This is a genomic window from Pandoraea sputorum, from assembly GCF_000814845.2.
Classification (GTDB): domain Bacteria; phylum Pseudomonadota; class Gammaproteobacteria; order Burkholderiales; family Burkholderiaceae; genus Pandoraea; species Pandoraea sputorum.
This window is the reverse complement of the sequence record NZ_CP010431.2, coordinates 4043709-4068138: the sequence shown is the minus strand read 5'-3', so window position 1 is coordinate 4068138 and position 24430 is coordinate 4043709. Positions and strand designations below refer to the sequence as shown.

Below are 24430 nucleotides of genomic sequence, written 5' to 3'. Positions count from 1 at the left end.
CTCTTGTGCATCGCATCACGCTCGTTTCGGATGCCTATGACGGGCATGTTAGAATCGTACGATCATATCGCCGGCAGCCGCCTATCGCGATTAGGGCTTGATAGACACGGATAATGGATCAGTTCGCCAAAGAAACTCTCCCGATTTCGCTCGAAGAAGAAATGCGGCGGTCGTACCTCGATTACGCCATGAGCGTAATCGTCGGCCGCGCTTTGCCGGATGTGCGTGACGGCCTGAAGCCAGTTCACCGCCGCGCGTTGTTCGCCATGCACGAACTGAACAACGACTGGAACCGCGCTTACAAGAAGTCCGCGCGTATCGTCGGTGACGTCATCGGTAAGTACCACCCGCACGGCGACGCCTCCGTATACGACACCATCGTTCGCATGGCGCAGCCGTTCTCGCTGCGCTACATGCTGGTCGACGGCCAGGGCAACTTCGGTTCGGTCGACGGCGACAACGCCGCCGCCATGCGGTACACCGAAGTTCGCATGGCCAAGATCGGCCACGAGCTGCTTGCCGACATCGACAAGGAAACCGTCGACTTCGGACCGAACTACGACGGCAGCGAAAAGGAACCGCTGATCCTGCCCGCGCGTATCCCGAACCTGCTGCTCAACGGTTCGTCGGGCATCGCCGTGGGCATGGCGACCAATATCCCGCCGCACAACCTCAACGAAGTCGTCGAGGGTTGCCTGTATGTATTGAAGAACCCGGAAGCGACCGTCGACGAACTGATCGAGATCATTCCTGCGCCGGACTTCCCGACCGCCGGCATCATCTATGGCATCTCCGGCGTGCGCGAAGGTTATCGCACCGGCCGTGGCCGTGTAGTGATGCGTGCGAAGACGCACTTCGAAGACATCGATCGCGGCCAGCGCGTAGCGATCATCGTCGACGAACTGCCCTACCAGGTTAACAAGCGCTCACTGCTCGAGCGGATTGCCGAACTCGTCAACGAAAAGCGTCTGGAAGGTATTTCCGACATTCGCGACGAGTCGGACAAGAGCGGCATGCGTGTCGTGATCGAACTCAAGCGCGGCGAAGTGCCTGAGGTTGTCCTGAACAACCTGTATAAGCACACGCAGCTGCAAGACACGTTCGGCATGAACATGGTGGCGCTGGTCGACGGCCAGCCTAAGCTGCTCAATCTGCGCGAAATGCTGGTGCACTTCCTGGCGCACCGCCGCGAAGTGATTACTCGCCGCACTGTCTATGAGCTGCGTCGTGCCCGCGAGCGCGGCCACGTGCTCGAAGGTCTGGCGGTAGCACTCGCTAACATCGACGACTTCATCGCGATCATCAAGGCAGCGCCGACGCCGCCGATTGCGAAGGCGGCGTTGATGGAGAAGTCGTGGGATTCGTCGGTCGTGCGCGAGATGCTGGCGCGGGCCGAGACCGAGACGCAGGGTGGCCTGGCGGCCTACCGTCCGGAAGGGCTCGACGTTGCCGTGGGGGTGCAGCCGGACGGGTTGTACCGTTTGTCGGAAACGCAGGCGCAGGAAATTCTGCAGATGCGTCTGCAACGCCTGACCGGTCTGGAACAGGACAAGATCGTTTCCGAGTACAAGGAAGTGATGGCGCAGATCGCCGACCTGCTCGACATTCTGGCCAGCCCGCCGCGTGTGACGGCCATCATCAGCGAAGAGCTGACGGCCGTGCGCGCCGAGTTTGGCGACGCACGCCGCTCGACCATCGAACACAACGCGACCGAACTCGATACCGAAGACCTCATCACGCCGCAGGACATGGTCGTGACACTGTCGCATTCGGGTTACATCAAGTCGATGCCGCTGTCCGAATATCGTGCGCAGAAGCGGGGTGGTCGCGGCAAGCAGGCGGCAGCCACGAAGGACGACGACTGGATCGACACGCTGTTCATTGCGAACACGCACGACACGATCCTGTGCTTCTCGAACCGTGGCCGTGTCTACTGGATCAAGGTTTATGAAGTGCCGCAGGGTTCGCGGAACTCTCGTGGCCGTCCGATCGTCAATATGTTCCCGTTGCAGGATGGCGAGAAGATCAACGTGGTGCTGCCGGTCAAGGAGTACACGGAAGATCGCTTCGTGTTCATGGCAACGAGCTTGGGCACGGTCAAGAAGACGCCGCTCGCGGCCTTCAGCCGTCCGCTCAAGAAGGGCATCATCGCCGTGAATCTTGACGACGGCGACGTGCTGATCGGCGCAGCGATTACCGACGGCGCCCACGACGTCATGTTGTTCTCCGACGCAGGCAAGGCCGTGCGCTTTGACGAGAACGATGTGCGTCCGATGGGGCGCGAGGCGCGTGGCGTTCGCGGGATGCAGCTCGAAGACGGTCAGACTGTCATTGCGCTGCTGGTCGCCGAGAACGAGCAGCAGTCGGTGCTGACGGCTACTGTGAACGGGTACGGCAAGCGCACGTCGATCACGGAATATACCCGCCATGGCCGTGGCACTAAGGGTATGATTGCGATCCAGACGAGCGAGCGAAACGGCCGTGTGGTTGCGGCGACGCTGGTCGAGCCGGATGACGAGATCATGCTGATCACGACCGGCGGGGTGCTGATCCGTACGCGCGTCTCGGAGATTCGCGAAATGGGTCGTGCGACGCAAGGGGTGACGCTGATCAGCCTGGACGAAGGTACGACGCTCTCTGGTCTGCAACGCATCGTTGAGACCGACGCTGAAGTTGCCGAAAATGGCGACGCGCAAGGCGACGACGAGGCGCCCGAAGCGGATGTCACGGAGTAATTCCGGCGTAACTCGATGTAATTTAGGGGTGCATTGCCCCGAAAAGTCAGTAAAATCTGGCCCGATGCAGTGAAGTGCCCAGGCGAGGATGCATCTATTTATCGTCAGCGAAGGCGGACGAACTTTGGAGTGACTATTACTATGCAACACAACGTCAAGAAGTGGATGTGGCTGCTGCTCGCAGCACCGGCAATGGCAATGGCTCAGCAGAGCGCTCCGCTTGACGCGGACAAGAAGGCAGCCATCAAGGAACTGCTTGAGGCCATCGACTCGAACAAGCTCGTCAGCGCTATCGGCGAAGGTGCACAAGGTCAAGCCAAGCAACTGGCCCCGCAAGTGCTCGAGCGCCAACTGGTCGAGAACAAGACGTTGAGCGACGCGCAGAAGCAGGCCATCGTGCCGACGCTGCAACAAAACTCGGTGCAAAAGCTGGTTGACGGCGCTGGTAAGGTCTTCACGACCGACGCCTTCAAGAACGACGCTGTGCAAGCGCAGTACAACGCTTACGGCAAGTTCTACACCACCGACGAAATCAAGGGTCTGACCGCTTTCTACAAGAGCGCAGTCGGCCAGAAGTACATCAAGGTGCAGGATCAGGTTGGCCAGGAAGTCGTTGGCGGTCTGATGCAGAAGTACATGCCGCAATCGATCGACGCGACCAGCAAGCAAGCTGACGCCGAAATCGCAGCGGCTGCCAAGTCGGCACCGAAGGCTCCGGCCAAGAAGTAAATTTCGGCGAGTCCCCTCGGGGATTGCCGGATAATGGCCGTTTGCGAGAGATCGCAAACGGCCATTTTGCGTTGGAGGATGCAATGCCGCGGCCAACGCAGACGTCTGATCGGATCATTCCGAAAGGCGGTCGGTTGGCGTCTGAATTGGGGCGGGTGCCCGCACCTAATGGCTAACTGGCGGTATAGTGAGTCTTTGCCGCAGCCGCTAAACGAATCAAGACGTGAAACGCAAGCCGCACGGGTCAAATTCCGCCGGCTTGCGTTTCACTTTTACAGCAGCAAATTCAATATGACGCGCGCTTTCAATTTTTCCGCCGGCCCGGCTGCATTGCCGGCCGAGGTCCTCACCCAGGCGGCCGAGGAGATGCTCGACTGGCACGGTGCCGGTATGGGCGTGATGGAGATGAGCCATCGCGGTCGTGAGTTCATGAGCATTCTGGCGCAGGCGCAAGCCGATCTGCGCGAGCTGCTGGCCGTCCCGGACAATTACCGCATTCTGTTCATGCAGGGTGGCGCGCTCGCCGAGAACGCCATCGTCCCGATGAATTTGCTGGGCGGTGCGCGTGCCAATGAGCGCCGCACAGCCGATTACGTGGTGACCGGCTCATGGTCCGTCAAATCGGAGAAGGAAGCGCGCAAGTATTGCGACGTCAACATTGCCGTGAGTACCGAGGCCGAGAAGTTCACTCGCTTGCCGAAAGTCGACGAGTGGAAGCTTTCGAAAGATCCGACGTATGTGCACATCTGTACGAATGAGACCATTCACGGCGTCGAGTATTTCTGGACGCCCGATCTGGCGGCTGCCGGTTTGCCGGACGTGCCGCTGGTTGCCGATGTTTCCTCGCACATTCTTTCGCGTCCGATGGACGTGTCGAAGTTTGGTGTGATGTACGGCGGTGCCCAGAAGAATATCGGCCCGTCGGGGCTGACGGTCGTCATCGTTCGTGACGATCTGCTGGGCCGCGCGCTGCCGTTCACACCGAGCGCTTTCGACTGGAAGATCGTGGCCGAGAACGATTCGATGTTCAACACGCCTCCGACGTATGCCATCTATATCGCTGGTCTGGTGTTCCAGTGGCTCAAGCGTCAGGGCGGTCTGGCGGCAATGGAGGCGGCGAACAAGGCGAAAGCCGAATTGCTGTATGGGTATCTCGACGGCAGCGGCTTCTATCGCACGTCGGTCGCGCCGGATTGCCGCTCGCGTATGAACGTGCCGTTCTTCCTGAACGACGACGCACTGAACGAAACTTTCCTGGCCGGCGCTCGCGAGCGCGGCCTGCTGCAGCTCAAGGGCCACAAGTCCGTGGGAGGCATGCGCGCCTCGATCTATAACGCAATGCCGCTTGCCGGCGTCGAGGCACTGGTCGACTACCTGCGCGAATTCGAGCGCAGCCACGGCTGACGAGGGCACATCGCCAGTGCGACGCGTGTTCCTCAACTTGATTGGGAGTGTCGCGCTGGGAGTTGCCTGACCATGTCACATAGCAAGAAGACAATACGCTCCATGGAAGACGATCTGAACGCATCGCTGCGCCCCTTGCGCGAGAAAATCGATGCTATCGACGCGCAGCTGCTCAAGCTGTTGAATCAACGTGCGGCCGTCGCCCTGGAAGTGGGTGAGGTCAAAAAGCGTTTCGGCGCAGCGGTGTTTCGGCCCGAGCGCGAACTGCAGGTGATTTCGCGTCTGCAACAAGCTAACGACGGCCCGCTTTATGGCGACAATCTCGCGTCTATCTGGCGCGAAATCATGTCGGCCAGCCGTGCGCTGGAAAAGGTGATGACCGTGGCCTATCTCGGCCCGGCGGGAACCTACAGTGAGCAAGCGGCCTTGTCCTATTTCGGCCAGAGCGTGAAGGGCCTGCCGTGCCCGTCGCTCGACGAGGTGTTCCGTGCTGTCGAGGCGGGCAGTGCCGATTTCGGTGTCGTCCCCGTCGAGAACTCGACCGAAGGCGTCGTGTCGCGCACGCTGGACCTGCTGCTGCAAAGTCCCCTCACCATCGGGGGTGAAGTGGCGCTGCCAATTCATCACAACCTGATGTCGCGCACCGGCACGCTCGACGGCGTGACGCGTATTTGCTCGCATGCGCAGTCGCTGGCGCAATGCCAGCATTGGCTCACGGCGCACTTTCCTCAGCTTGAGCGTCAGGCCGTGTCGAGCAATGCCGAAGCCGCCCGCATGGCCGCAGCCGACCCGACTATCGCGGCGATTGCCGGCGAGTCGGCGGCGACGCAGTACGGACTGCAAATCGCTTTCTCGCACGTGCAGGACGACCCGCATAATCGCACGCGCTTCGTCGTCGTCGGTACGCAGGACCCCGCACCGAGCGGTCGCGATCAGACGTCGCTGATTCTCTCCGTGCCAAATCGTGCGGGCGCAGTGGTGGCGTTGCTCGAACCGCTGGCGAACAACGGCGTGTCGATGACGCGTTTCGAATCGCGTCCCGCGAAAAGTGGTACGTGGGAGTATTACTTCTACGTCGACTTCGAAGGGCATCGCGACGACGAGAACGTGGCGAAGGCGCTCGAAGCGCTTCGCCAGAATGCGGCTTACTGCAAGGTGCTCGGGTCGTACCCGCGTTCCGCGTGAACGACGGGCGGGCCACCATGCGTCTTAATAAACTCGTTATCTGCGGCGTCGGATTGATCGGCGGTTCGCTGGCACGTGCGCTTAAAGCCGCTGGCGCGGTGAACGAAGTCGTGGGCGTTGGCCGGACCGAAGCCTCGCTCGCCCGGGCTTGCGAACTTGGTGTGATCGATCGGGCTGCTACGTCGATTGCAGACGCGGTCTCGGGGGCGGACATTGTGCTGCTCGCCGCACCCGTCGCGCAGACGCCCGCGCTGCTGGCGACCATTCGTCCGCATTTGAGCGGCGAGACAATCGTGACCGATGCTGGCAGCACCAAGACGGATGCCGTCGCTGCTGCGCACGAAGCGCTGGGCGACGAAGCCTGGCGTTTCGTGCCCGGGCATCCGATTGCCGGCGCGGAACTGTCCGGTGTCGACGCTGCGAAGGTCGATCTCTACCGCGACCGTCGGGTCGTGTTGTGCCCGCAACCGGCCAATCGTGCCGAAGATGTCGCACGCGTGCGGGGGATGTGGGAAGCGACCGGAGCGCGTGTCTCGGAGATGACGGAGCGACAGCACGATCGCGTGTTCGCGTCGGTCAGCCATTTGCCGCACGTGCTGTCGTACGCGTTGATCGCGCAGATTCTCGACGCGCCGGATGCTGCGCTGAAGTTCGGATTCGCCGGCGGTGGTTTTCGGGATTTCACGCGTATTGCGGCGTCGAACCCGGAAATGTGGCGCGACATCTGTGTCGCCAACCGCGACGCGCTGCTCGCCGAACTGGACGGGTATCTCGCCACGCTCGGCTCATTGCGTCAATTGATCGATGCCGGGGACGGTGCCGGTCTCGAGGCCGTGTTCGCTCGCACCAGTCAGGCGCGAACGGATTGGGCCAAGCAACAGGAAAAGTAATGGAAACGCTCGATCTCGGCCCTTACGGCCATGCCGAAGGCACGCTTCGCTTGCCCGGCTCGAAAAGTATCTCGAACCGCGTACTGCTGCTCGCGGCGCTCTCGCGCGGTACGACGCACGTGCGTGAGCTGTTGGCGTCGGACGACACGCAGGTCATGCTCGACGCGCTGGCCGCGCTGGGCGTCAAGTGGACGCAGGTTGGCGACTCGCGAGATTTCATCGTCGAGGGTTGCGGCGGCGTGTTCCCGGTGAAGGCCGCAAAGCTCTTCATGGGGAATGCGGGTACGGCGATTCGTCCGTTGACGGCTGCGTTGTCGCTGAGCCACGGCGACTATGATGTCTCGGGGGTGGCGCGGATGCACGAGCGTCCCATTGGCGATCTGGTGGACGGGTTGCGTCAGCTGGGCGCGCAGATCGATTACCTCGGTAATGCCGGGTACCCGCCGCTGCATATCAAGCCGGGTGAGGTGATTGCGCCTGCCGCACCGATTCGCGTGCGCGGCGACGTGTCCAGCCAGTTTCTGACGGCGCTGCTGCTGACGTTGCCACTGTTGCCGTCCGCGACGGGGGAGATCGTTGTGGAGGTCGAGGGCGAGCTGATTTCGAAACCGTATATCGACATCACGTTGCGTCTGCTGCGTCGATTCGGTATTGACGTGCGTCAGGATGGCTGGTCGCGATTCACGCTGCCTGCTGCGGATGCCGATGGTGCGAAGTATCGGAGTCCGGGGGAGGTGCGAGTTGAGGGCGATGCGTCGTCGGCGTCGTACTTCCTCGCCGCCGGCGCTATCGGTGGCGGGCCGTTGCGCGTCGAAGGTGTGGGGCGCGACAGCATGCAGGGCGACGTGCGTTTCGTCGACGCGCTGGCGGCAATGGGCGCACGCGTCAAGATGTTCGACGACGCCATTGAGGTGCACGGCATCGATACACCCTCCGGCAAGCTGCGCGCCGTGGACATGGACTTCAACCACATTCCCGATGCCGCCATGACGATTGCCGTCGCGGCCTTGTTCGCCGACGGTACGACGACGCTGCGCAATGTGGCGAGTTGGCGAGTGAAGGAAACGGATCGGCTGGCAGCGATGGCGATCGAGCTTCGCAAAGTCGGTGCGACGGTGGAAGAAGGGGCCGATTATCTGCGCGTAACGCCACCAGCTACGCTCATTGCTAATGCCGCGATCGACACCTACGACGATCACCGGATGGCGATGTGCTTCTCGCTTGTGAGCCTGGGGGGTGTGCCGGTCACCATCAACGATCCGAAATGCGTCGCCAAGACATTCCCGACGTATTTCGCCGAGTTTGCACGAGTCGCGTCCTGAAAGTCGTGTGGGGCGTCAACGACGGTCGAGCGTTGAATCATCGCTGAGATGTGATCGCTTCAGCGATGTTTGCTTCATTCGTTCCCTCACCCTTGACCCGTCACCGTCTGCCAGAGCAGTACGCCATTGAGGGCGACGATCGCGCCGGCGATCAGCCAGGCCGTCGCAAGTAGCGCCCCGCGCACTCGCCATTGCCCCATGAGCTTTGGGTTCCCTGCGAACCGCACAAGTGGGATGACGGCGAACGGCAATTGCAGACTCAGAACGACCTGACTGAAGATCAGCAGGTTCGTCGTCTGCGCGTCTCCGCCTTGGCCGACGATCAACAGGGCAGGAACAAGGGCCAGCGCCCGCGTGATGAGCGCGCGTTGCCACGGCTTCATGCGCAGATTCAGAAAGCCCTCCATCGTGACCTGACCGGCGAGCGTTGCCGTCACGGTCGAATTCAGGCCGCAGGCGAGCAACGCGACCGCGAACATCACTCCGGCCCATTGGTTGCCGAGCAGCGGCGCGAGCAACTTGTGCGCGTCACCGAGGGACTCCACCGACGTGTTCCCGCTAGCATGAAAGACGGCTGCGGCCAGGATCAGCAGCGCGGCGTTAATCAGGAACGCGAAACCGAGCGAGAGTGTGGTGTCCCATTGAGTCGTCCGTAGCGCACGCTGCATGGCCGCAGGCGTGCGTTCTGGCATGGCCTCGCCTCGCATGCGAAGCAGCGCCGAGTGCAGGTAGAGGTTGTGGGGCATGACGGTCGCGCCGAGAATGCCGGTGGCGAGCCAGAGCATGCCAGCCTGCGCCACGATCTCGCTGCGCGGACGCAGGCCCGCAGCGGCCGCGCCCCAGTCGGGATTCGCGAGGGCGAGTTGCGCAGCGAAACAACCCGCCGTCAGCAGAATCAATGCGGCGACGACGCCTTCGAGGCGTCGCTGCCCAAAGCCTTGCAACCCGAGCATCGCGAAAGCGAGAGCCCCGGCGAGCACTACGCCCACCGGCAGCGACAGGCCGAACAGCAGTTGCAGCGCCACCGCGCTGCCGATGATCTCGGCAAGATCGCAGGCGATGATCGCGATCTCGCAAAGCCCCCATAACGCCAGCGAGGTGCGACGGCTATACTGGCTACGTGAGAGTTGCGCGAGATCGCGTCCGGTCACCAGACCGACGCGCGCGGCCAGCCACTGCAACAACAATGCCATGACGCTCGAGAGCAACACTACGCTCAGCAGCGTGTAGCCATAGCGAGCGCCACCGGCGATGGCCGTGGCCCAGTTACCCGGATCCATATAGCCGACGGCGATCAGTGTTCCCGCCCCGGCAAACCCCATCCACCGCTGCGCGCGACGCGGCGTACGATTTTGCTGATCGGGCGGCGGCACCCATTCGGGTCCAGCTAAGGGATAATCGCGGCTTTGCATGGCAGTGACGTCTTCCGGCGGCGCAAAATAGCGCCTATATCTAAATGATAATCATTATTATTTGGATGGGAAGTATTATTTTTTAATGTGTTGAATAGATAGAGACGAAGGGATGCCTGATTTGACGGTGGTGGACGACTCGATTCCGGTCATTACGGTGGATGGCCCGACGGCATCCGGCAAGGGCACGGTGGCACACCGTGTGGCCGACGAGCTGGGCTTTCATTACCTCGACAGTGGGGCGCTTTACCGGCTGACTGCGCTGGCGAGCGCGCGCCACGGGATCGATCCGGACGACGTCAGCGCGTTGGCGGTGCTCGCCGAGACACTCGACGTGCGTTTTCGCGATCAGCGGATCTGGCTGGCCGGCGAGGACGTGACCGACGCGATTCGTGCGGAGGCGATCGGCAATCGGGCGTCGAGTATTGCGGTGCACAAGGCGGTGCGCCAGGCGCTCATGGCGCTCCAGCGGGGCTTCAAGACCGCGCCGGGTCTTGTGGCAGACGGCCGCGACATGGGCACGGTGATCTTCCCGGAAGCCGATCTGAAGGTGTTTTTGACCGCAACGTCACAGGCTCGTGCCGAGAGGCGGTATAAGCAATTGATAGAAAAAGGATTTTCTGCTAACATAGACAGTCTCATGCTGGATCTTGAGGCGCGTGATGCGCGGGATCGTACCCGTGCGGAAGCGCCACTAAGGCCGGCAGAGGGTGCGCGGGTACTCGACACATCGGGGCTCAACGTCGATCAGGCGGTGGCTCAGGTGCTCGAATGGTTCGCGCAAGTGCAGTACCCGCAAGGCGCCTGACCGGATGTTTCATGCAGTCATCTGGCCTGGCTTTGTCTAACCTTTAACCCAACCGTTGTACGTTAGCGTCAACCCCCTCGGTAGACGGACGTCAGCGGCGTAATCCACTTTTATGTCCGACCTGCAAACCTCGACCAACGAATCTTTCGCGGCGCTTTTCGAAGAGTCGCTCTCCCGTCAAGACATGCGTGCTGGTGAAGTCATCAGCGCAGAAGTCGTTCGGGTTGACCACAACTTCGTGGTCGTCAACGCCGGCCTCAAGTCCGAAGCGTACATCCCCATCGAAGAATTCCTGAATGATCAGGGCGAGGTCGAAGTTCAGGCCGGCGATTTCGTTTCCGTGGCGATCGACGCCCTGGAAAACGGCTACGGCGACACCGTGCTGTCGCGCGACAAGGCCAAGCGTCTGGCCTCGTGGCTGCAACTGGAAAAGGCCCTCGAATCGGGCGACCTCGTGACCGGTACGATTACCGGCAAGGTCAAGGGCGGCCTGACCGTGATGGTCAACGGCATCCGTGCATTCCTGCCGGGTTCGCTGGTTGACACGCGTCCGGTCAAGGACACGACCCCGTACGAAGGCAAGACCCTCGAATTCAAGGTTATCAAGCTCGACCGCAAGCGTAACAACGTCGTGCTGTCGCGCCGCGCCGTGATCGAAGCCACCCAGGGTGAAGAGCGCGCCAAGCTGCTCGAAACGCTCAAGGAAGGCGCGATCGTCAAGGGCGTGGTCAAGAACATCACCGACTACGGCGCATTCGTCGACCTCGGCGGCATCGATGGCCTGCTGCACATCACCGACATCGCATGGCGTCGTGTGCGTCACCCGAGCGAAGTTCTGTCGGTTGGCCAGGAAGTCACCGCCAAGATCCTCAAGTTCGATCAAGAGAAGGGCCGCGTCTCGCTGGGCGTTAAGCAGCTCGGCGAAGATCCGTGGGAAGGCATTGCTCGCCGTTACCCGCAAGGCACCCGCCTGTTCGGCAAGGTCACCAACATCACCGACTACGGCGCATTCGTCGAAGTGGAATCGGGCATCGAAGGCCTGGTTCACGTGTCGGAAATGGACTGGACCAACAAGAACGTTGCGCCGACCAAGGTTGTCCAGCTGGGCGACGAAGTCGAAGTCATGGTGCTCGAGATCGACGAAGACCGTCGTCGTATCAGCCTCGGCATGAAGCAGTGCAAGCCGAACCCGTGGGATGACTTCTCGCGCAACTTCAAGAAGGGCGACAAGATCAAGGGCGCAATCAAGTCGATCACCGACTTCGGCGTGTTCATCGGTCTGCCTGGCGGCATCGACGGCCTGGTCCACCTTTCGGATCTGTCGTGGAGCGAAGCCGGCGAAGAAGCCGTTCGCAAGTACAAGAAGGGCGACGAAGTCGAAGCCGTGGTTCTGGGCATCGACGTCGAGAAGGAACGCATCTCGCTGGGTATCAAGCAGCTCGAAGGCGACCCGTTCAACACGTTCGTGGCGATCCACGACAAGGGCTCGATCGTTGACGGCACCATCAAGGCTGTCGATCCGAAGGGTGCTGTCGTTTCGCTGGGCGACGACGTCGAAGGCTACCTGCGCGCATCGGAAATCTCGCACGACCGTGTGGAAGATGCCCGTAACGTGCTGAAGGAAGGCGAAGCCGTCAACGCAATGATCGTCAACATCGATCGCAAGTCGCGCAACATCAACCTGTCGATCAAGGCCAAGGATTCGGCCGAGCAGCAAGAAGCGATCAGCAAGATGTCGTCGGATAGCTCGGCAGCGAGCGGCACCACGAATCTCGGTGCCCTGCTCAAGGCCAAGCTGGACAGCCAGAATCAGTAAGGTCCAAGGCCTATGACCAAGTCTGAATTGGTCAACCAGTTGGCGGCGCGGTTTCCCCAGTTGGTGCTCAAGGATGCCGATTTCGCGGTGAAGACGATTCTCGACGCGATGGCCGATGCGCTAGCGCGCGGTCATCGAATCGAAATCCGCGGATTTGGTAGTTTTGGGCTCAACCGTCGGCCACCGCGCGTCGGCCGCAACCCGAAGTCGGGCGAGAAGGTGATGGTGCCGGAGAAATTCGTGCCGCACTTCAAGCCGGGCAAGGAGTTGCGAGAGCGGGTTGATCACAAGGCGTCGGACCAATAAGGCCCTTTGGGATCTACTACGCAAAAAAAGCGCCTTCGGGCGCTTTTTTTGTCTCCGGCGTTCGGCGATGCTCCGCGAGTGCGGACAAGCGCCGGAAATGTGAAGGCATTTGCAGGAACGACGCCTCACAGGGCACATCCGGTACAATACGCCCACGTGCCGGCCCGGTACGCGAGGAGAGGCTCGACGCTGTCGTCGTTTCGCCTTGTTACGTTTGGCCGGCCCAAGTCGCAAAACATACGGCAATCCTGCCGCAGGAGCCTTTCGGCATGAAGCTGATTGTTTGGATCGTTCGCCTGATCGTATTCGTGGTGTTGCTGTGTCTCGCGCTCGCCAACACGGGCGAGGTCACGTTGAACCTGTTCCTGGGTCATACGTGGACGGCGCCGCTCATCATGATCGGCCTGGCGTTTTTCGTGGTCGGTGGCGTGATCGGTGTGCTCGCCACGTTGCCGAGTCTGATGCGTCAGCGCCTCGAGTTACGCCGCACGCGACGCGATCTGGCCCGTGCTCAGCGGGAACCCGAAGCGAGCGATCAGCCGCCAATGCTGCCGCCTGTCTAAGGCGAAGCCGCGGCAGGCGACGCTCGCCATCCTCATCGACTGTTTCAACGACAACACGTATTCATGGAATTCGAGGTCTGGTGGCTACTTGCCATCCCCGTGATCTTCGGCTGTGGCTGGGTCGCCGCGCGACTGGATTTGCGCAGCCTGCTCTCGGAAAGCCGCAATCTCCCGGCATCCTATTTCCGCGGTCTGAATTTTCTGCTGAACGAACAGCCGGACAAGGCGATCGACGCTTTCATCGAAGTCGCCAAGCTCGATCCCGAGACGACCGAACTGCACTTCGCGCTGGGTAGTCTGTTCCGCCGTCGCGGTGAGACGGAGCGCGCCATTCGCGTGCATCAGAATTTGCTTTCGCGAGACGATCTGCCGCAAGCCGATCAGGAGCACGCGCTTTACGAGCTCGGTCACGACTTCCTCAAGGCCGGTCTGCTCGACCGCGCCGAAGACGCGTTCAGCCGTCTGCACACCGGCGCATACGCGAAAGCGGCACAACACGCGAAGCTGACGATCTATCAGATCGAGAAGGAGTGGCGCAAAGCGCTGGCGGAGGCCGAGACGCTGAGCGATCTCGATCCGGCCGTCTCGTATCGCAAGGAAATTGCGCAATTCCATTGCGAATTGGCGCAAGAAGCGCTGCAACGCAAGGATGTCGACGCCGTCGGCCACGAGCTGGACGCCGCGCTGGCGGTCAACCCGGCGAATGTGCGTGCCCCGTTGTTGCGCGGCGACATGTTGCTCGCCGCCGGTGACGCAGAAGGCGCGTTGCGCGTGCTGCGCACCATCGAAGAACAGAACCCGATGTATCTCGGTCTGGCCGCCAAGCGCGTGATGAAGGCGTATGAAGCGCTGGGACGCGCCCCAGAAGGGTTGGCCATGTTGCGCGAGGCGCTGCGCAAGAATCCGTCGGACGACCTGCTGGAAATCGTCTATGAAAAGACGGTTTCGCTAGAAGGTCCGGAGGCCGCGCTCACCCTGATGCGCGAGCAAATGCATCGCGCCCCGAGCGCACCTGGCATGGCACGCCTGCTCGAAGCGCACGCCGCCACTGCGCATGGCGACACGCAGTCCGACCTGCAACTGATGGGCAAGCTCATCACGCAACGCACCAAGTCGTTGCCACGCTACGTCTGCGACCAGTGTGGATTCCGTGCACGCCTTTTCTATTGGCAATGCCCCGGCTGTAACGGCTGGGAGACCTATACGCCGCGCCGCGCCGACGTGCCGGCGGCTTCGTAAGATTTATCACACCCCAATATCATGAAGATCACCATCATCGGTTCCGGCTACGTCGGCTTAGTCACGGGTGCTTGTCTGGCTGACGTCGGCAATGACGTGTTCTGTCTCGATGTCGATCCCCGCAAGATCGAGATCCTGAACAACGGCGGCGTACCGATTCACGAGCCGGGCTTGCAAGAAGTCATCGCGCGTAACCGCGAAGCCGGTCGTCTGCAGTTTTCAACGGACGTCGAGGCGTCCGTCGCGCACGGCGACGTGCAATTCATCGCCGTGGGTACGCCCCCCGATGAAGACGGCTCGGCCGACCTGCAATACGTCGTGGCAGCAGCGCGCAACATCGGCCGCTACGCCAAGAGCTTCAAGGTGATCGTCGACAAATCGACGGTGCCCGTCGGCACGGCGGACAAGGTGCGCGCGGCGGTCGCGGAAGAACTTGCCAAGCGCAACGCCGACGTGAAGTTCTCCGTCGTCTCGAATCCGGAATTCCTGAAAGAAGGCGCGGCAGTGGACGATTTCATGCGTCCGGACCGTATCGTGATCGGTGTGGACGACGATGCCGACGGCCAGCAGGCGCGTGCGATGATGAAGCGCCTGTATTCGCCGTTCAATCGCAACCACGAACGCACGCTGTACATGGATGTGCGCTCCGCCGAGTTCACCAAGTACGCCGCCAACGCCATGCTGGCCACACGCATCTCGTTCATGAACGAGCTGGCCAATCTGGCCGATCGCGTCGGTGTGGATATCGAAGACGTGCGTCAGGGTATCGGCTCCGACCCGCGTATCGGTTATCACTTCCTCTACGCCGGCTGCGGCTACGGCGGTTCTTGCTTCCCGAAGGACGTGCAGGCGCTCGTGCGCACCGCCGAAGACTACGGTCTGCCGCTGCGCATTCTGAACGCGGTGGAAGCCGTCAACGAAACGCAGAAGACGGTGCTGATCGACAAGATCGTGACCCGCTTCGGCGACGATCTGAAGGACAAGACGTTCGCGCTGTGGGGCCTGGCGTTCAAGCCGAACACGGACGATATGCGCGAGGCCCCGAGCCGTCGCGTGATTTCCGAGCTGGTGCGTCGAGGCGCACGGGTGCGGGCGTACGACCCGGTGGCGCTCGATGAGGCACGCCGTGTGATTGCGCTGGATTTTGCCGACGATGCCGACGCGCATGCCCGCATCGAATTCTGTGCGACGCAAAACGACGCGCTGACCGGTTCGGACGCGCTCGTGATCGTCACCGAGTGGAAGGCGTTCCGCAGCCCGGACTTCACGAAGGTGAAGACAGCACTCTCGCTGCCACTGATCTTCGACGGTCGTAATCTGTACGCGCCGGAGGCGATGGAAGAGCTGGGCATTGAGTACCACGCCATCGGTCGTGGCCTGGGCCAGTCGGCCTCAATTTGAAGGAACAAAGGATGACTTCGACGGCAACTTTGCTCACGCGCACGATTCAGGCGCCGGGTGCACCCAACGTGCCACGCGAGGCCTTCAGTCGCGCACGCGTGCTGATCGTGGGTGACGTGATGCTCGATCGCTACTGGTTCGGCGACGTCAATCGCATTTCGCCGGAAGCACCAGTGCCGGTGGTGCATGTCAAGCGCAACGAAGAGCGCCTGGGTGGCGCAGCGAACGTGGCGCTGGGTGCAACGTCACTTGGCGCACAAGCCGGGCTGCTGTGCGTGCTCGGTGAGGACGAACCTGCCGAGCGCATCGTCGATATGCTGGACGCCAGCGGCGTGACGGCATTCGTCACGCGCGACGCCGATCTCGCTACGACCATCAAGCTGCGCATCGTCTCACGTCAGCAACAACTGCTGCGCATCGACTTCGAGAATCAGCCCGCGCACGAAGTGTTGCTGGCGGTGCTCGATCAGTATCGTCAACTGCTCGCCAGCTACGATGTCGTGCTGCTCTCGGACTACGCCAAGGGCGGTCTGACGCATGTACAGCCGATGATCGAAGCCGCGCGTGCGGCTGGCAAGGCGGTGCTCGTCGACCCGAAGGGCAGCGATTACGAACGCTATCGCGGTGCGACGATCCTCACGCCGAACCGCGCCGAATTGCAGCAGGTTGTCGGCGTCTGGCATTCGGAGGACGATCTGACGTCGCGCGCTCAGAATCTGCGCGAATCGCTCGGCCTCGAAGCGCTGCTGCTCACGCGCTCGGAAGAGGGCATGACGCTCTTTACCGAAAGCGGTGCGCTCCACGTGCCGGCGCAGGCGCGCGAGGTGTACGACGTCTCGGGCGCGGGCGACACCGTGATCGCCACGCTGGCCACGTCGCTGTCGGCCGGGCTGCCGCTGCCGCAGGCGGTGGTGCTCGCAAACCGTGCGGGCAGCATCGTCGTCGGCAAGCTGGGGACGGCGACCGTCGATTACAACGAACTTTTTTCCGAACTGACATGACCATCATCGTGACGGGCGCCGCGGGCTTCATCGGCGCCAACATTGTCAAAGCCCTCAATGAGCGCGGAGAGACCGACATCGTGGCGGTCGACAATCTCACGCGTGCCGACAAATTCCGTAATCTGGTCGATTGCGAAATCAGCGATTACCTCGATAAGACGGATTTCGTCGCGCGCTTTCAGCGCCGCGAATTCGGCCGTGTGCGCGCGATCTTCCATGAAGGGGCCTGTTCCGACACGATGGAGTCGGACGGCCGCTACATGATGGAGAACAACTTCCGCTATACGCGGGCGCTGTTCGAGGCGTGCCAGGCGCAGACCGTGCCGTTCCTTTACGCCTCGTCGGCGGCAACGTACGGTGCGTCCGAAACCTTCGTGGAGACGCGCGAGTACGAGAAGCCGCTCAACGTCTACGGCTATTCGAAGTTCCTGTTCGACCAGATCGTGCGCCGTGCCATGCGCGATGCGGGTGGCAAGCTGCCGAGCCAGGTGGCGGGCTTCCGGTACTTCAACGTCTACGGGGCACGTGAAGCGCACAAGGGGCGCATGGCCTCGGTGGCGTTCCACAACTTCAACGAATTCCGCGCAAACGGCCGTGTGAAGCTCTTCGGCGAGTACAACGGCTATGCCGCCGGTACGCAAAGCCGCGACTTCGTCTCGGTCGAGGACGTCGTGAAGGTCAACCTGCACTTCTTCGATCACCCGGAGCGCAGCGGTATCTTCAACCTCGGCACGGGCCGGGCGCAGCCGTTCAACGACATTGCGGTCGCCGTGATCAACACGCTGCGCGCGGAAACCGGCGAAGCGGCGCTGTCGCTTGAGGACATGGTCAAGCAGGGCCTCGTGGAGTACATCCCGTTCCCGGATGCCCTGCGCGGCAAGTATCAGTGCTTCACGCAGGCGAACATCGACCATCTGCGTCAGGCTGGTGGCTATCAGCAGCCGTTCTATACGGTGGGTGAAGGTGTTTCGCGCTACGTGCGGTGGTTGCTGGCGCAGTAAGTGCCAACCTAAGCGCCGACAGGTAATTAAGCAGCACCGACGGGGAGCCAGACGGCTCCCCGTTGTCGTTTGATGCTCCCGTGTCATCCGCGCGGGCGCTGAGGCGTTAATTGGGTATCGGGGATGCCTGGGATGTCCGATGTGTTGGTGCGCCACGGCATTGGCCCGAGTGACCTTACAAGGAACAGATCATGCTTCGCAAACTCTTGCTGGCGGTTGTTACCTTCTTCACCCTGTGCGGCCTGGCAATGGCGGCCGTCGACATCAACACCGCCGACCAATCGCAGCTTGAGACGCTCAAGGGCATCGGACCGGTCAAGTCCAAGGCGATCATTGACGAGCGCAACGCCCACGGGCCCTACAAGGATGCGGCTGATGTGGCCAAGCGGGTCAAGGGCCTCGGCACCAAGTCGGTGACATCGCTGCAATCCGAGGGTATGACGATCAACGGACAGGGCGGTGGTGGTGCTGCACCGGCAGCCGCACCGGCCAAGCCGGTCGCGCAAGCCCCTGCGACCGCTGCACCGACGCCCACACCGGCAAAGCCTGCACCGTCCGTAGCACAGCCGCCTGCCAAACCCGCTCCGTCCGCCGCTCAGCCTGCTGCCCCGGCACCGGCCACGCCCGCCAAGCCCGTGACCCCTGCAACGCCGGTGCCTGCCACCGCCACGCAAAAGACACCGACGCCGACCCCGGCCGCCGGTACGACGATGAAGCCTGCGTCGCCGGGGGCACCGCTTCCGGCAGCAACCGGTGCGGCAGCCGCGGCGGGGACTACGGGCGCATCCGGCTCCAAGGCGGACATCAAGGCGGACACCAAGGCCAGCAAGTCGAAGAAATCGAAGGATGCGAAGGCTGACAGCGCCAAGGGCACGGCGGCCACCGCACCGTCCCCGGCATCGGGCTCGGCCGCTGCAAGCGGTGACGCCAGCACGGCCAAGCCGTCCAAGTCGAAGAAGGCCAAGGCACCGGCACCGGCAAGCGCACCAAAGCTCTGACGTTGCCAATGGCCGGGTGCGCGTTGACGCGTCACCCGGCCGCGAGACCTTACCCTGAGCGCGGTCATGGCCGGTGGATTAGAATGTTTCGATTCCCGACCGAAAAAGCTTAGCGCAATGGCCTACAAGACTATCGAAGACACCATCGGCAATACACCGCTGGTGCAACTGGTGCGTTTGCCCGACGACGAAATCCGCCGCCGCAACAACGTGATTCTCGGCAAGCTCGAGGGCAACAACCCGGCGGGATCGGTGAAGGATCGTCCGGCGCTGTCGATGATCAAACACGCGGAACTGCGCGGGCGCATCAAGCCGGGCGATACGCTGATCGAAGCCACGTCGGGCAACACCGGTATCGCGCTGGCCATGGCTGCCGCCATCCGTGGCTACAAGATGGTACTGATCATGCCGGAAGATCTCTCCATCGAGCGTCGTCAGAGCATGGGCGCCTACGGTGCCGAGATCATCCTGACGCCGGTCAAGGGCGGCATGGAATACGCGCGCGACCTCGCCGAACAGATGCAACGCGACGGACGCGGCATCATCCTCGATCAGTTCGCTAATCCGGACAACCCGCTGGCGCATTACGAAACCACCGGTCCGGAAATCTGGCGCGACACCGAAGGACGCATCACGCACTTCGTCTCCGCGATGGGGACGACGGGCACCATCATGGGCGTCTCGCAATATCTGAAAGAGCAGAGCGAGGCTGTGCAGATCATCGGTGCCGAGCCGGCTGAAGGGTCGCGCATTCCGGGCATTCGTAAGTGGCCGGAAGCGTATCTGCCGAAGATATTCGACCGCGCGCGTGTGGACCGTACCGTCTCCGTGACGCAAGCCGAAGCCGAAATCATGGCGCGCCGTCTCGCGGCGGAGGAGGGCATCTTCTGCGGCATCTCGGCAGCGGGCGCTTGCCAGATCGCGCTGAATCTCGCGCATGAGGTCGAGAATGCGACCATCGTGTTCGTCGTCTGCGACCGGGGCGACCGCTACCTGTCGACGGGCGTGTTCCCGGCTTGAGTCGTCGCGGCCGCCGTCGAACCGCGGCACAGCCAACGAAAACGGGACCCGAGGGTCCCGTTTTTCGTGCTGACGCCAAGTCGCCGCAACCTGCGACGTGGCCGAGATTACGGCGCGCGCGCCGCCTTGATCGCGTCGGCCAGATCGTACACCGCCATGGCGTAGAAGAAGCTTCGGTTGTAGCGCGTGAGCACGTAGAAATTCGTGAGGCCCATGCGGTACTGGGTGGCTTGCCCCGGTGTCGGCAGATCGACGATCAGCACCGGCGTGTCCAGCGCCCCGCCCACATCGAGCTTCGGCTCGTTCATCAGCATGCCAGCCTTGATGAAGTCGCCGAGCTTCCAATGCGGTTCGGGTTGTCCGTCGGCACCGGCTTCGGCGAGCCCCTGACTGCCGCGATCCCCGGCAATGTTCCAGACCACTGGCTGACCCGCCTGCCATCCGTGCTGCTTGAGGAAGTTGGCGACGCTACCGATGGCGTCCGCCACGTCGGTCGTCAGATTGATCTTGCCGTCGCCGCTGTAATCCACTGCGTAGTTGCGGATCGACGACGGCATGAATTGCGGAATGCCGATGGCGCCGGCATACGATCCGTAGATGCTGAACGGATCGACGCTGCGCTCGCGTGCGTACAGCAGCAGGTTCTCGAGCTCCTTGCGGAACAGCGCCATGCGCTCGGAACGGTTGCGGGCGGGCGGGTAATCGAACGCCAGCGTGGTGAGTGCGTCGATGGTGCGGAAGTTGCCCATGTTGCGCCCGTAGATCGTCTCGACGCCGATGATGGAGACGATGATCTCTTCAGGCACACCATACTCGCGTGCAGCGCGGGAGAGTGCTGCAGCATTCTGATTCCAGAAGCGCACGCCGCCGTTGATGCGGGTGTTGTCGAGGAAGTTCTTTTCGTACTTCGTCCAGTTCTTCTGGCCCGGTGTGGCGGGCGGCGCGACAAGGCGGGCGGCCGTCTGCGAGAACACGACGCGCGAGAAGATCTTCTGAAGCTCGCCACGATTGAAGCCGTTGCGCGCGACGAGGTCGTTGATGAACGCGTCGACTTCCGGGTTCGCCGCGTAGCGTTGCGGTACCACTTCTTCCTCGAACTCCGTCTGCGACGACTGCGACGACTGCGCGAGCGCTTTGGGGCGTGCCTGCGCATGTGCGTCGACACTCGTGAGCGCCGTCATCGCGAACGATGCACTCAGGCACAGCGCGATGCCGAGCGAGCCGAATGAGCGAGCCACGCGAGACGAACGGGAAAATTGCCGGAGCGACGCCGCAGTGAGAGGGCGCGCAGTGTCCGGTCGAGCGTGGCGCACTTGCGCCAACGGGAGAGAATCGTACATCCGTACCGGTGATGTCATGCTGTCTGTCAGGCCTGTATGAAGTCCGAATGCGATGCGACGGTTGGGCCGCAATCACGTTAGTCGCGTTGGCGCTCTCATCGATAGCGATCGATGCCGATGGGCGCACTTTCGAGTGACGCAAAGTGCTCACTCAAAGCGAGATGCCATCTAGAGCGTCAACCATTCATGCCAGTTCCTGCCGTCCCGAATTTCGGGAGATCGGCCCTTACCGGCTGACACGGGTCTGCTGGGAGACTGCTTGGCAGTATAACCGAGTGCACCTGTGATACCTTAAGGCCTGTGCACTGTCCGTGACAGTGTTCATGGGGGATGCCGGCTATCGGCACGCGTTTGCAGGTGATGTCGTGTGATGTTGCGGCACATTTTCGCGACGCGAGCCAGGCTTTGCGCCCGGCCGCTACCGGACGTGGAGACCACGGCGAGGCGGGCATCCCCCGCCCGTCCCAATATAACGATTCGAAGCGATAGGCGACACAACGAATGGCTACCGGGTTTTATACGCACCCCGATTGCGTGCGTCACGAAATGGGCGAGTGGCATCCGGAATGCCCCGAACGACTGCGCGCCATCGAAGACCAGTTGATCGCGGGACGCATCGACGGCCTGCTCGAACGCCGTGAAGCCCCGGCGGCCGACGAAGCCAGTCTGCGGCTCGTGCACACGCAAGACCATATCGACTTCATTCGCGACAACATTCCCGAATCCGGGTACTTCCCCATCGATCCCGATACGCTGCTCAACCCGTACTCGTGGCGCGCGGCAACGCGCGCGGCGGGCGCGGCGATTGCGGCGACGGATGCGGTCATTCGTGGCGAACTCGACAACGCCTTTTGCAGCGTGCGCCCGCCTGGTCACCACGCCACGCCCACACGTGCGATGGGCTTCTGCCTGTTTAACAGCGTGGCGATTGCGGCGGCACACGCGCTCGAAGTGCATGGGCTGTCGCGTGTGGCGATCGTCGACTTCGACGTGCACCACGGCAACGGCACCGAAGCCGCGTTCGGCAACGACGAGCGCGTGTTGATGTGCGGCATCTTCCAGCACCCGTTCTATCCGTTCTCCGGGGCGAACGATCCTGCGCCGAACATGCTCAACATTCCGCTCGAAGCGCGCACGTCCGGCATGGCCGCACGCGAAGCCATCGAGTACGGCTGGTTGGGACGCCTCAATGCGTTCCGCCCGGAAATGATCTTCTTCTCGGCAGGCTTCGACGCGCATCGCGAAGACGATCTCGGCGGCCTCGGGCTGACCGAAGCGGACTTCGCGTGGATCACGAAGGAGGTCAAGGCCATTGCCGATCGTCACGCAAAGGGACGCATCGTGAGCTGTCTCGAAGGCGGCTACAACCTCTCGGCGCTCGGGCGCAGCGTTGTGGCCCATCTGAAGGTGCTTGCCGACGTCTGACGGCAGGGCGGTGCGAGGCACGTGTGCGACGAATGCGAGATGCCGCCCGTCTCCCGATCTATCGGGCTAAGGGTTAGCGGCGGCCTAGAGGCGGCACAGGAGACGACATGACGTCATCAGAAGCGACTGTGGCCAACGGGCCGCTGGTACTCGTCACGCGTGGGGAAGGCGATCTGGCTGGTGTGGTCACGCTCACGCTGAATCGCCCGCGTCAGTTCAATGCCCTCTCCGAAGCGATGCTCGATGCGCTGCAACATGCGCTGGACGACGTCGCACGCGACGCCACGGCGCGCGTCGTGGTGCTCGGCGCTGCGGGGGCGGCATTTTGCGCCGGTCACGATCTCAAGGAGATGCGCGCCGAGCCGTCGCTTGACTACTACCGCACGCTGTTCAACCAATGCACGCGTGTGATGCTGACGATCCAGCGCATGCCGCAGCCGGTCATCGCTCGCGTGCACGGTATCGCGACGGCGGCAGGGTGTCAGTTGGTGGCGATGTGCGATCTCGCGGTCGCGGCGTCGGCGGCACGCTTCGCGGTGTCGGGCATCAACGTCGGTCTGTTTTGCGCAACGCCGGGTGTGGCACTCTCGCGCAATCTCACGCGCAAGCAGGCGATGGAGATGTTGCTGACGGGCGATTTCATCGATGCGCAGACGGCTTGCGAGCGCGGTCTCGTCAATCGTGTCGCGCCGATGGAGCGTCTCGACGGCGAAGTGGCGGCGCTGTGCCGCTCGATTCTTGCCAAGCCTGCGGCTGCCGTGGCGGCGGGCAAAGGGCTGTTCTACCGTCAGGCGGAGACGGGTATCGAAGCGGCTTATCAGATGGCGGGGCAGACGATGGCTTGCAACATGATGGACGCGTGCGCGCTCGAAGGCGTGCAGGCATTCATCGAGAAGCGTCCGCCGGAGTGGACGAATCCGAAGGACTGAGCGAGCTCAGCCGTCGATAGACCTGCGCATGCCAGCAATCGTCACCACTGCTTTTCCAGCACGAGCGGCCCGGGTGTCGCCGTGCGGCTCACCGCATAACCATTGCCGGTGAACCAGGCGCGCAGTTCCTTGATCATGTCAGGATTGCCGCAGACCATGATGCGCGACGTGGCGGGATCGAGCGTCGCGCCGACCGCCTTTTCCAGTTCCCCTGAAGCCAGCAACGACGTGATGCGTCCATAGAGCGCGCCGGGAGTTTGCTCGCGCGTGACGCTCACCGCGAAGTGCAGCTTGTCGACGAGCGCCGGATCGATGTCCGGATGCGAGAAGTGACGGAGTTGCTCGTAATAAGCGAGGTCGCGCTCCCATCGCACACTGTGCACGACGAAGATGCGTTTGAAGCGGTGCCAGACTTCCGGGTCTCGGAGAATCGATACAAAGGGTGCTAAGCCGGTGCCGGTGGCGAGCAGCCACAGGTCGTCGCCGCCTGTGAAACGGTCGAGCGTGAGGAAGCCGTACGCGGTGTGATCGACGAATAGTTCGTCGCCGACTTTGAGTTCCGACAGCCGGGGCGTGAGCTGGCCCTCGGGGATCGTAATTACGTAGAACTCCAATGTATCTTCGGCGGGCGAGTTTACGAAGGAATAGGCGCGCCAGATGAGTTCGCCATCGTCGCCCGGTAATCCGAGACGCACGAACTGCCCGGCGGTGAATTGCAGGCCAGGCGGGCGCGTGGTCTTGATGCTGAAGATCGTCGGCGTCCAGAAATGCATGCCGGTGACCGTTTGCGGCGAGTATTTCGTATGCGTCGTCTGCGCTTGCATGCCGGAGGCTCCTCGCAATTCCACACAGCTTCAGTGTAACGCGCAGCGAGGTATTGCGTGACGAGACCCTGTTCGCGAGGCG

The 24430-nt window shown here is 62.2% G+C and carries 21 protein-coding genes; 18 read left to right on the top strand and 3 right to left on the bottom strand.

What is annotated here, in order from left to right; translation table 11 throughout:
• Nucleotides 1–113 precede the first annotated feature (113 nt).
• From gyrA to aroA, 6 genes are all read left to right on the top strand, one after another.
• Nucleotides 114–2735, top strand: a complete 2622-nt coding sequence (gene gyrA / locus NA29_RS17855; RefSeq protein WP_039400090.1) for a DNA gyrase subunit A — start codon at nt 114–116, stop codon at nt 2733–2735.
• 141 nt (nt 2736–2876) lie between these two features.
• Nucleotides 2877–3464: a DUF2059 domain-containing protein gene (locus NA29_RS17850; RefSeq protein ID WP_039400087.1), complete on the top strand. Its 588-nt coding sequence runs from the start codon at nt 2877–2879 to the stop codon at nt 3462–3464.
• A 291-nt stretch (nt 3465–3755) separates the two neighbouring features.
• Nucleotides 3756–4868 (top strand): 3-phosphoserine/phosphohydroxythreonine transaminase, encoded by a 1113-nt coding sequence (gene serC / locus NA29_RS17845; RefSeq protein ID WP_039400085.1) that lies wholly within the window; start codon nt 3756–3758, stop codon nt 4866–4868.
• Nucleotides 4869–4970: 102 nt separating this feature from the next.
• Entirely contained in the window at nt 4971–6053 is a 1083-nt protein-coding gene (gene pheA, locus NA29_RS17840) for a prephenate dehydratase (RefSeq protein ID WP_039400082.1), read from the top strand.
• Nucleotides 6054–6070: 17 nt separating this feature from the next.
• Nucleotides 6071–6943 carry a prephenate dehydrogenase gene (locus NA29_RS17835; RefSeq protein WP_039403936.1) on the top strand — a complete coding sequence of 291 codons (873 nt, stop codon included), beginning with the start codon at nt 6071–6073 and terminating at the stop codon, nt 6941–6943.
• Nucleotides 6943–8265, top strand: a complete 1323-nt coding sequence (aroA, locus tag NA29_RS17830) for a 3-phosphoshikimate 1-carboxyvinyltransferase (protein ID WP_039400078.1) — start codon at nt 6943–6945, stop codon at nt 8263–8265. Before NA29_RS17835 ends, aroA begins: the two co-directional genes overlap by 1 nt.
• A gap of 86 nt (nt 8266–8351) precedes the next feature.
• Here the strand turns inward: aroA and NA29_RS17825 are convergent, their stop codons facing one another.
• Nucleotides 8352–9677 (bottom strand): Nramp family divalent metal transporter, encoded by a 1326-nt coding sequence (locus NA29_RS17825; protein ID WP_052253032.1) that lies wholly within the window; start codon nt 9675–9677, stop codon nt 8352–8354.
• Between the two features lie 112 nt (nt 9678–9789).
• Between NA29_RS17825 and cmk the strand changes: the two genes are divergently transcribed.
• The 10 genes from cmk to cysM all read left to right on the top strand — a co-directional run bounded on the left by cmk (nt 9790) and on the right by cysM (nt 19830).
• Nucleotides 9790–10485 carry a (d)CMP kinase gene (cmk, locus tag NA29_RS17820; RefSeq protein WP_218919675.1) on the top strand — a complete coding sequence of 232 codons (696 nt, stop codon included), beginning with the start codon at nt 9790–9792 and terminating at the stop codon, nt 10483–10485.
• Nucleotides 10486–10597: 112 nt separating this feature from the next.
• On the top strand, nt 10598–12301 hold the full coding sequence (rpsA, locus tag NA29_RS17815; RefSeq protein ID WP_039400075.1) for a 30S ribosomal protein S1: 1704 nt from the start codon (nt 10598–10600) through the stop codon (nt 12299–12301).
• 12 nt (nt 12302–12313) lie between these two features.
• Nucleotides 12314–12607: an integration host factor subunit beta gene (locus NA29_RS17810; RefSeq protein WP_017232087.1), complete on the top strand. Its 294-nt coding sequence runs from the start codon at nt 12314–12316 to the stop codon at nt 12605–12607.
• 269 nt (nt 12608–12876) lie between these two features.
• A complete protein-coding gene (locus tag NA29_RS17805) occupies nt 12877–13170 on the top strand; it encodes a LapA family protein (RefSeq protein ID WP_039400068.1) in 294 nt (97 codons plus the stop codon).
• A gap of 63 nt (nt 13171–13233) precedes the next feature.
• Nucleotides 13234–14409: a lipopolysaccharide assembly protein LapB gene (gene lapB, locus NA29_RS17800; protein WP_039400066.1), complete on the top strand. Its 1176-nt coding sequence runs from the start codon at nt 13234–13236 to the stop codon at nt 14407–14409.
• 21 nt (nt 14410–14430) lie between these two features.
• A complete protein-coding gene (locus tag NA29_RS17795; protein ID WP_039400063.1) occupies nt 14431–15810 on the top strand; it encodes a UDP-glucose dehydrogenase family protein in 1380 nt (459 codons plus the stop codon).
• An 11-nt stretch (nt 15811–15821) separates the two neighbouring features.
• On the top strand, nt 15822–16811 hold the full coding sequence (gene rfaE1, locus NA29_RS17790) for a D-glycero-beta-D-manno-heptose-7-phosphate kinase (RefSeq protein WP_072633320.1): 990 nt from the start codon (nt 15822–15824) through the stop codon (nt 16809–16811).
• The gene (gene rfaD, locus NA29_RS17785) at nt 16808–17812 is read left to right on the top strand and encodes an ADP-glyceromanno-heptose 6-epimerase (protein WP_039400061.1); all 1005 of its coding nucleotides are present in this window, start codon (nt 16808–16810) and stop codon (nt 17810–17812) included. Before rfaE1 ends, rfaD begins: the two co-directional genes overlap by 4 nt.
• A gap of 191 nt (nt 17813–18003) precedes the next feature.
• Nucleotides 18004–18810: a ComEA family DNA-binding protein gene (locus NA29_RS17780; RefSeq protein WP_039400058.1), complete on the top strand. Its 807-nt coding sequence runs from the start codon at nt 18004–18006 to the stop codon at nt 18808–18810.
• 117 nt (nt 18811–18927) lie between these two features.
• Nucleotides 18928–19830, top strand: coding sequence for a cysteine synthase CysM (cysM, locus tag NA29_RS17775; protein WP_039400055.1), 903 nt, complete (start codon nt 18928–18930; stop codon nt 19828–19830).
• Nucleotides 19831–19937: 107 nt separating this feature from the next.
• On the opposite strand, the gene mltB is transcribed toward cysM, so the two are convergent.
• Nucleotides 19938–21068: a lytic murein transglycosylase B gene (gene mltB / locus NA29_RS17770; protein WP_371328941.1), complete on the bottom strand. Its 1131-nt coding sequence runs from the start codon at nt 21066–21068 to the stop codon at nt 19938–19940.
• 603 nt (nt 21069–21671) lie between these two features.
• On the opposite strand from mltB, the gene NA29_RS17765 reads away from it, so the two are divergent.
• Entirely contained in the window at nt 21672–22595 is a 924-nt protein-coding gene (locus NA29_RS17765) for a histone deacetylase family protein (protein ID WP_039400053.1), read from the top strand.
• Nucleotides 22596–22702: 107 nt separating this feature from the next.
• Nucleotides 22703–23524, top strand: coding sequence for an enoyl-CoA hydratase (locus tag NA29_RS17760; RefSeq protein WP_039400050.1), 822 nt, complete (start codon nt 22703–22705; stop codon nt 23522–23524).
• 41 nt (nt 23525–23565) lie between these two features.
• Here the strand turns inward: NA29_RS17760 and NA29_RS17755 are convergent, their stop codons facing one another.
• Nucleotides 23566–24348 carry a ferredoxin--NADP reductase gene (locus tag NA29_RS17755; RefSeq protein WP_039400048.1) on the bottom strand — a complete coding sequence of 261 codons (783 nt, stop codon included), beginning with the start codon at nt 24346–24348 and terminating at the stop codon, nt 23566–23568.
• Nucleotides 24349–24430 lie beyond the last annotated feature (82 nt).

What these genes read in the sequence shown, in the direction of transcription:
- gyrA (WP_039400090.1), top strand. Translation starts at nt 114, where the DNA reads ATGGATCAGTTCGCCAAAGAAACTCTCCCGATTTCGCTCGAAGAAGAA.
- NA29_RS17850 (WP_039400087.1), top strand. Translation starts at nt 2,877, where the DNA reads ATGCAACACAACGTCAAGAAGTGGATGTGGCTGCTGCTCGCAGCACCG.
- serC (WP_039400085.1), top strand. Translation starts at nt 3,756, where the DNA reads ATGACGCGCGCTTTCAATTTTTCCGCCGGCCCGGCTGCATTGCCGGCC.
- pheA (WP_039400082.1), top strand. Translation starts at nt 4,971, where the DNA reads ATGGAAGACGATCTGAACGCATCGCTGCGCCCCTTGCGCGAGAAAATC.
- NA29_RS17835 (WP_039403936.1), top strand. Translation starts at nt 6,071, where the DNA reads ATGCGTCTTAATAAACTCGTTATCTGCGGCGTCGGATTGATCGGCGGT.
- aroA (WP_039400078.1), top strand. Translation starts at nt 6,943, where the DNA reads ATGGAAACGCTCGATCTCGGCCCTTACGGCCATGCCGAAGGCACGCTT.
- NA29_RS17825 (WP_052253032.1), bottom strand. Translation starts at nt 9,677, where the DNA reads ATGCAAAGCCGCGATTATCCCTTAGCTGGACCCGAATGGGTGCCGCCG.
- cmk (WP_218919675.1), top strand. Translation starts at nt 9,790, where the DNA reads ATGCCTGATTTGACGGTGGTGGACGACTCGATTCCGGTCATTACGGTG.
- rpsA (WP_039400075.1), top strand. Translation starts at nt 10,598, where the DNA reads ATGTCCGACCTGCAAACCTCGACCAACGAATCTTTCGCGGCGCTTTTC.
- NA29_RS17810 (WP_017232087.1), top strand. Translation starts at nt 12,314, where the DNA reads ATGACCAAGTCTGAATTGGTCAACCAGTTGGCGGCGCGGTTTCCCCAG.
- NA29_RS17805 (WP_039400068.1), top strand. Translation starts at nt 12,877, where the DNA reads ATGAAGCTGATTGTTTGGATCGTTCGCCTGATCGTATTCGTGGTGTTG.
- lapB (WP_039400066.1), top strand. Translation starts at nt 13,234, where the DNA reads ATGGAATTCGAGGTCTGGTGGCTACTTGCCATCCCCGTGATCTTCGGC.
- NA29_RS17795 (WP_039400063.1), top strand. Translation starts at nt 14,431, where the DNA reads ATGAAGATCACCATCATCGGTTCCGGCTACGTCGGCTTAGTCACGGGT.
- rfaE1 (WP_072633320.1), top strand. Translation starts at nt 15,822, where the DNA reads ATGACTTCGACGGCAACTTTGCTCACGCGCACGATTCAGGCGCCGGGT.
- rfaD (WP_039400061.1), top strand. Translation starts at nt 16,808, where the DNA reads ATGACCATCATCGTGACGGGCGCCGCGGGCTTCATCGGCGCCAACATT.
- NA29_RS17780 (WP_039400058.1), top strand. Translation starts at nt 18,004, where the DNA reads ATGCTTCGCAAACTCTTGCTGGCGGTTGTTACCTTCTTCACCCTGTGC.
- cysM (WP_039400055.1), top strand. Translation starts at nt 18,928, where the DNA reads ATGGCCTACAAGACTATCGAAGACACCATCGGCAATACACCGCTGGTG.
- NA29_RS17765 (WP_039400053.1), top strand. Translation starts at nt 21,672, where the DNA reads ATGGCTACCGGGTTTTATACGCACCCCGATTGCGTGCGTCACGAAATG.
- NA29_RS17760 (WP_039400050.1), top strand. Translation starts at nt 22,703, where the DNA reads ATGACGTCATCAGAAGCGACTGTGGCCAACGGGCCGCTGGTACTCGTC.
- NA29_RS17755 (WP_039400048.1), bottom strand. Translation starts at nt 24,348, where the DNA reads ATGCAAGCGCAGACGACGCATACGAAATACTCGCCGCAAACGGTCACC.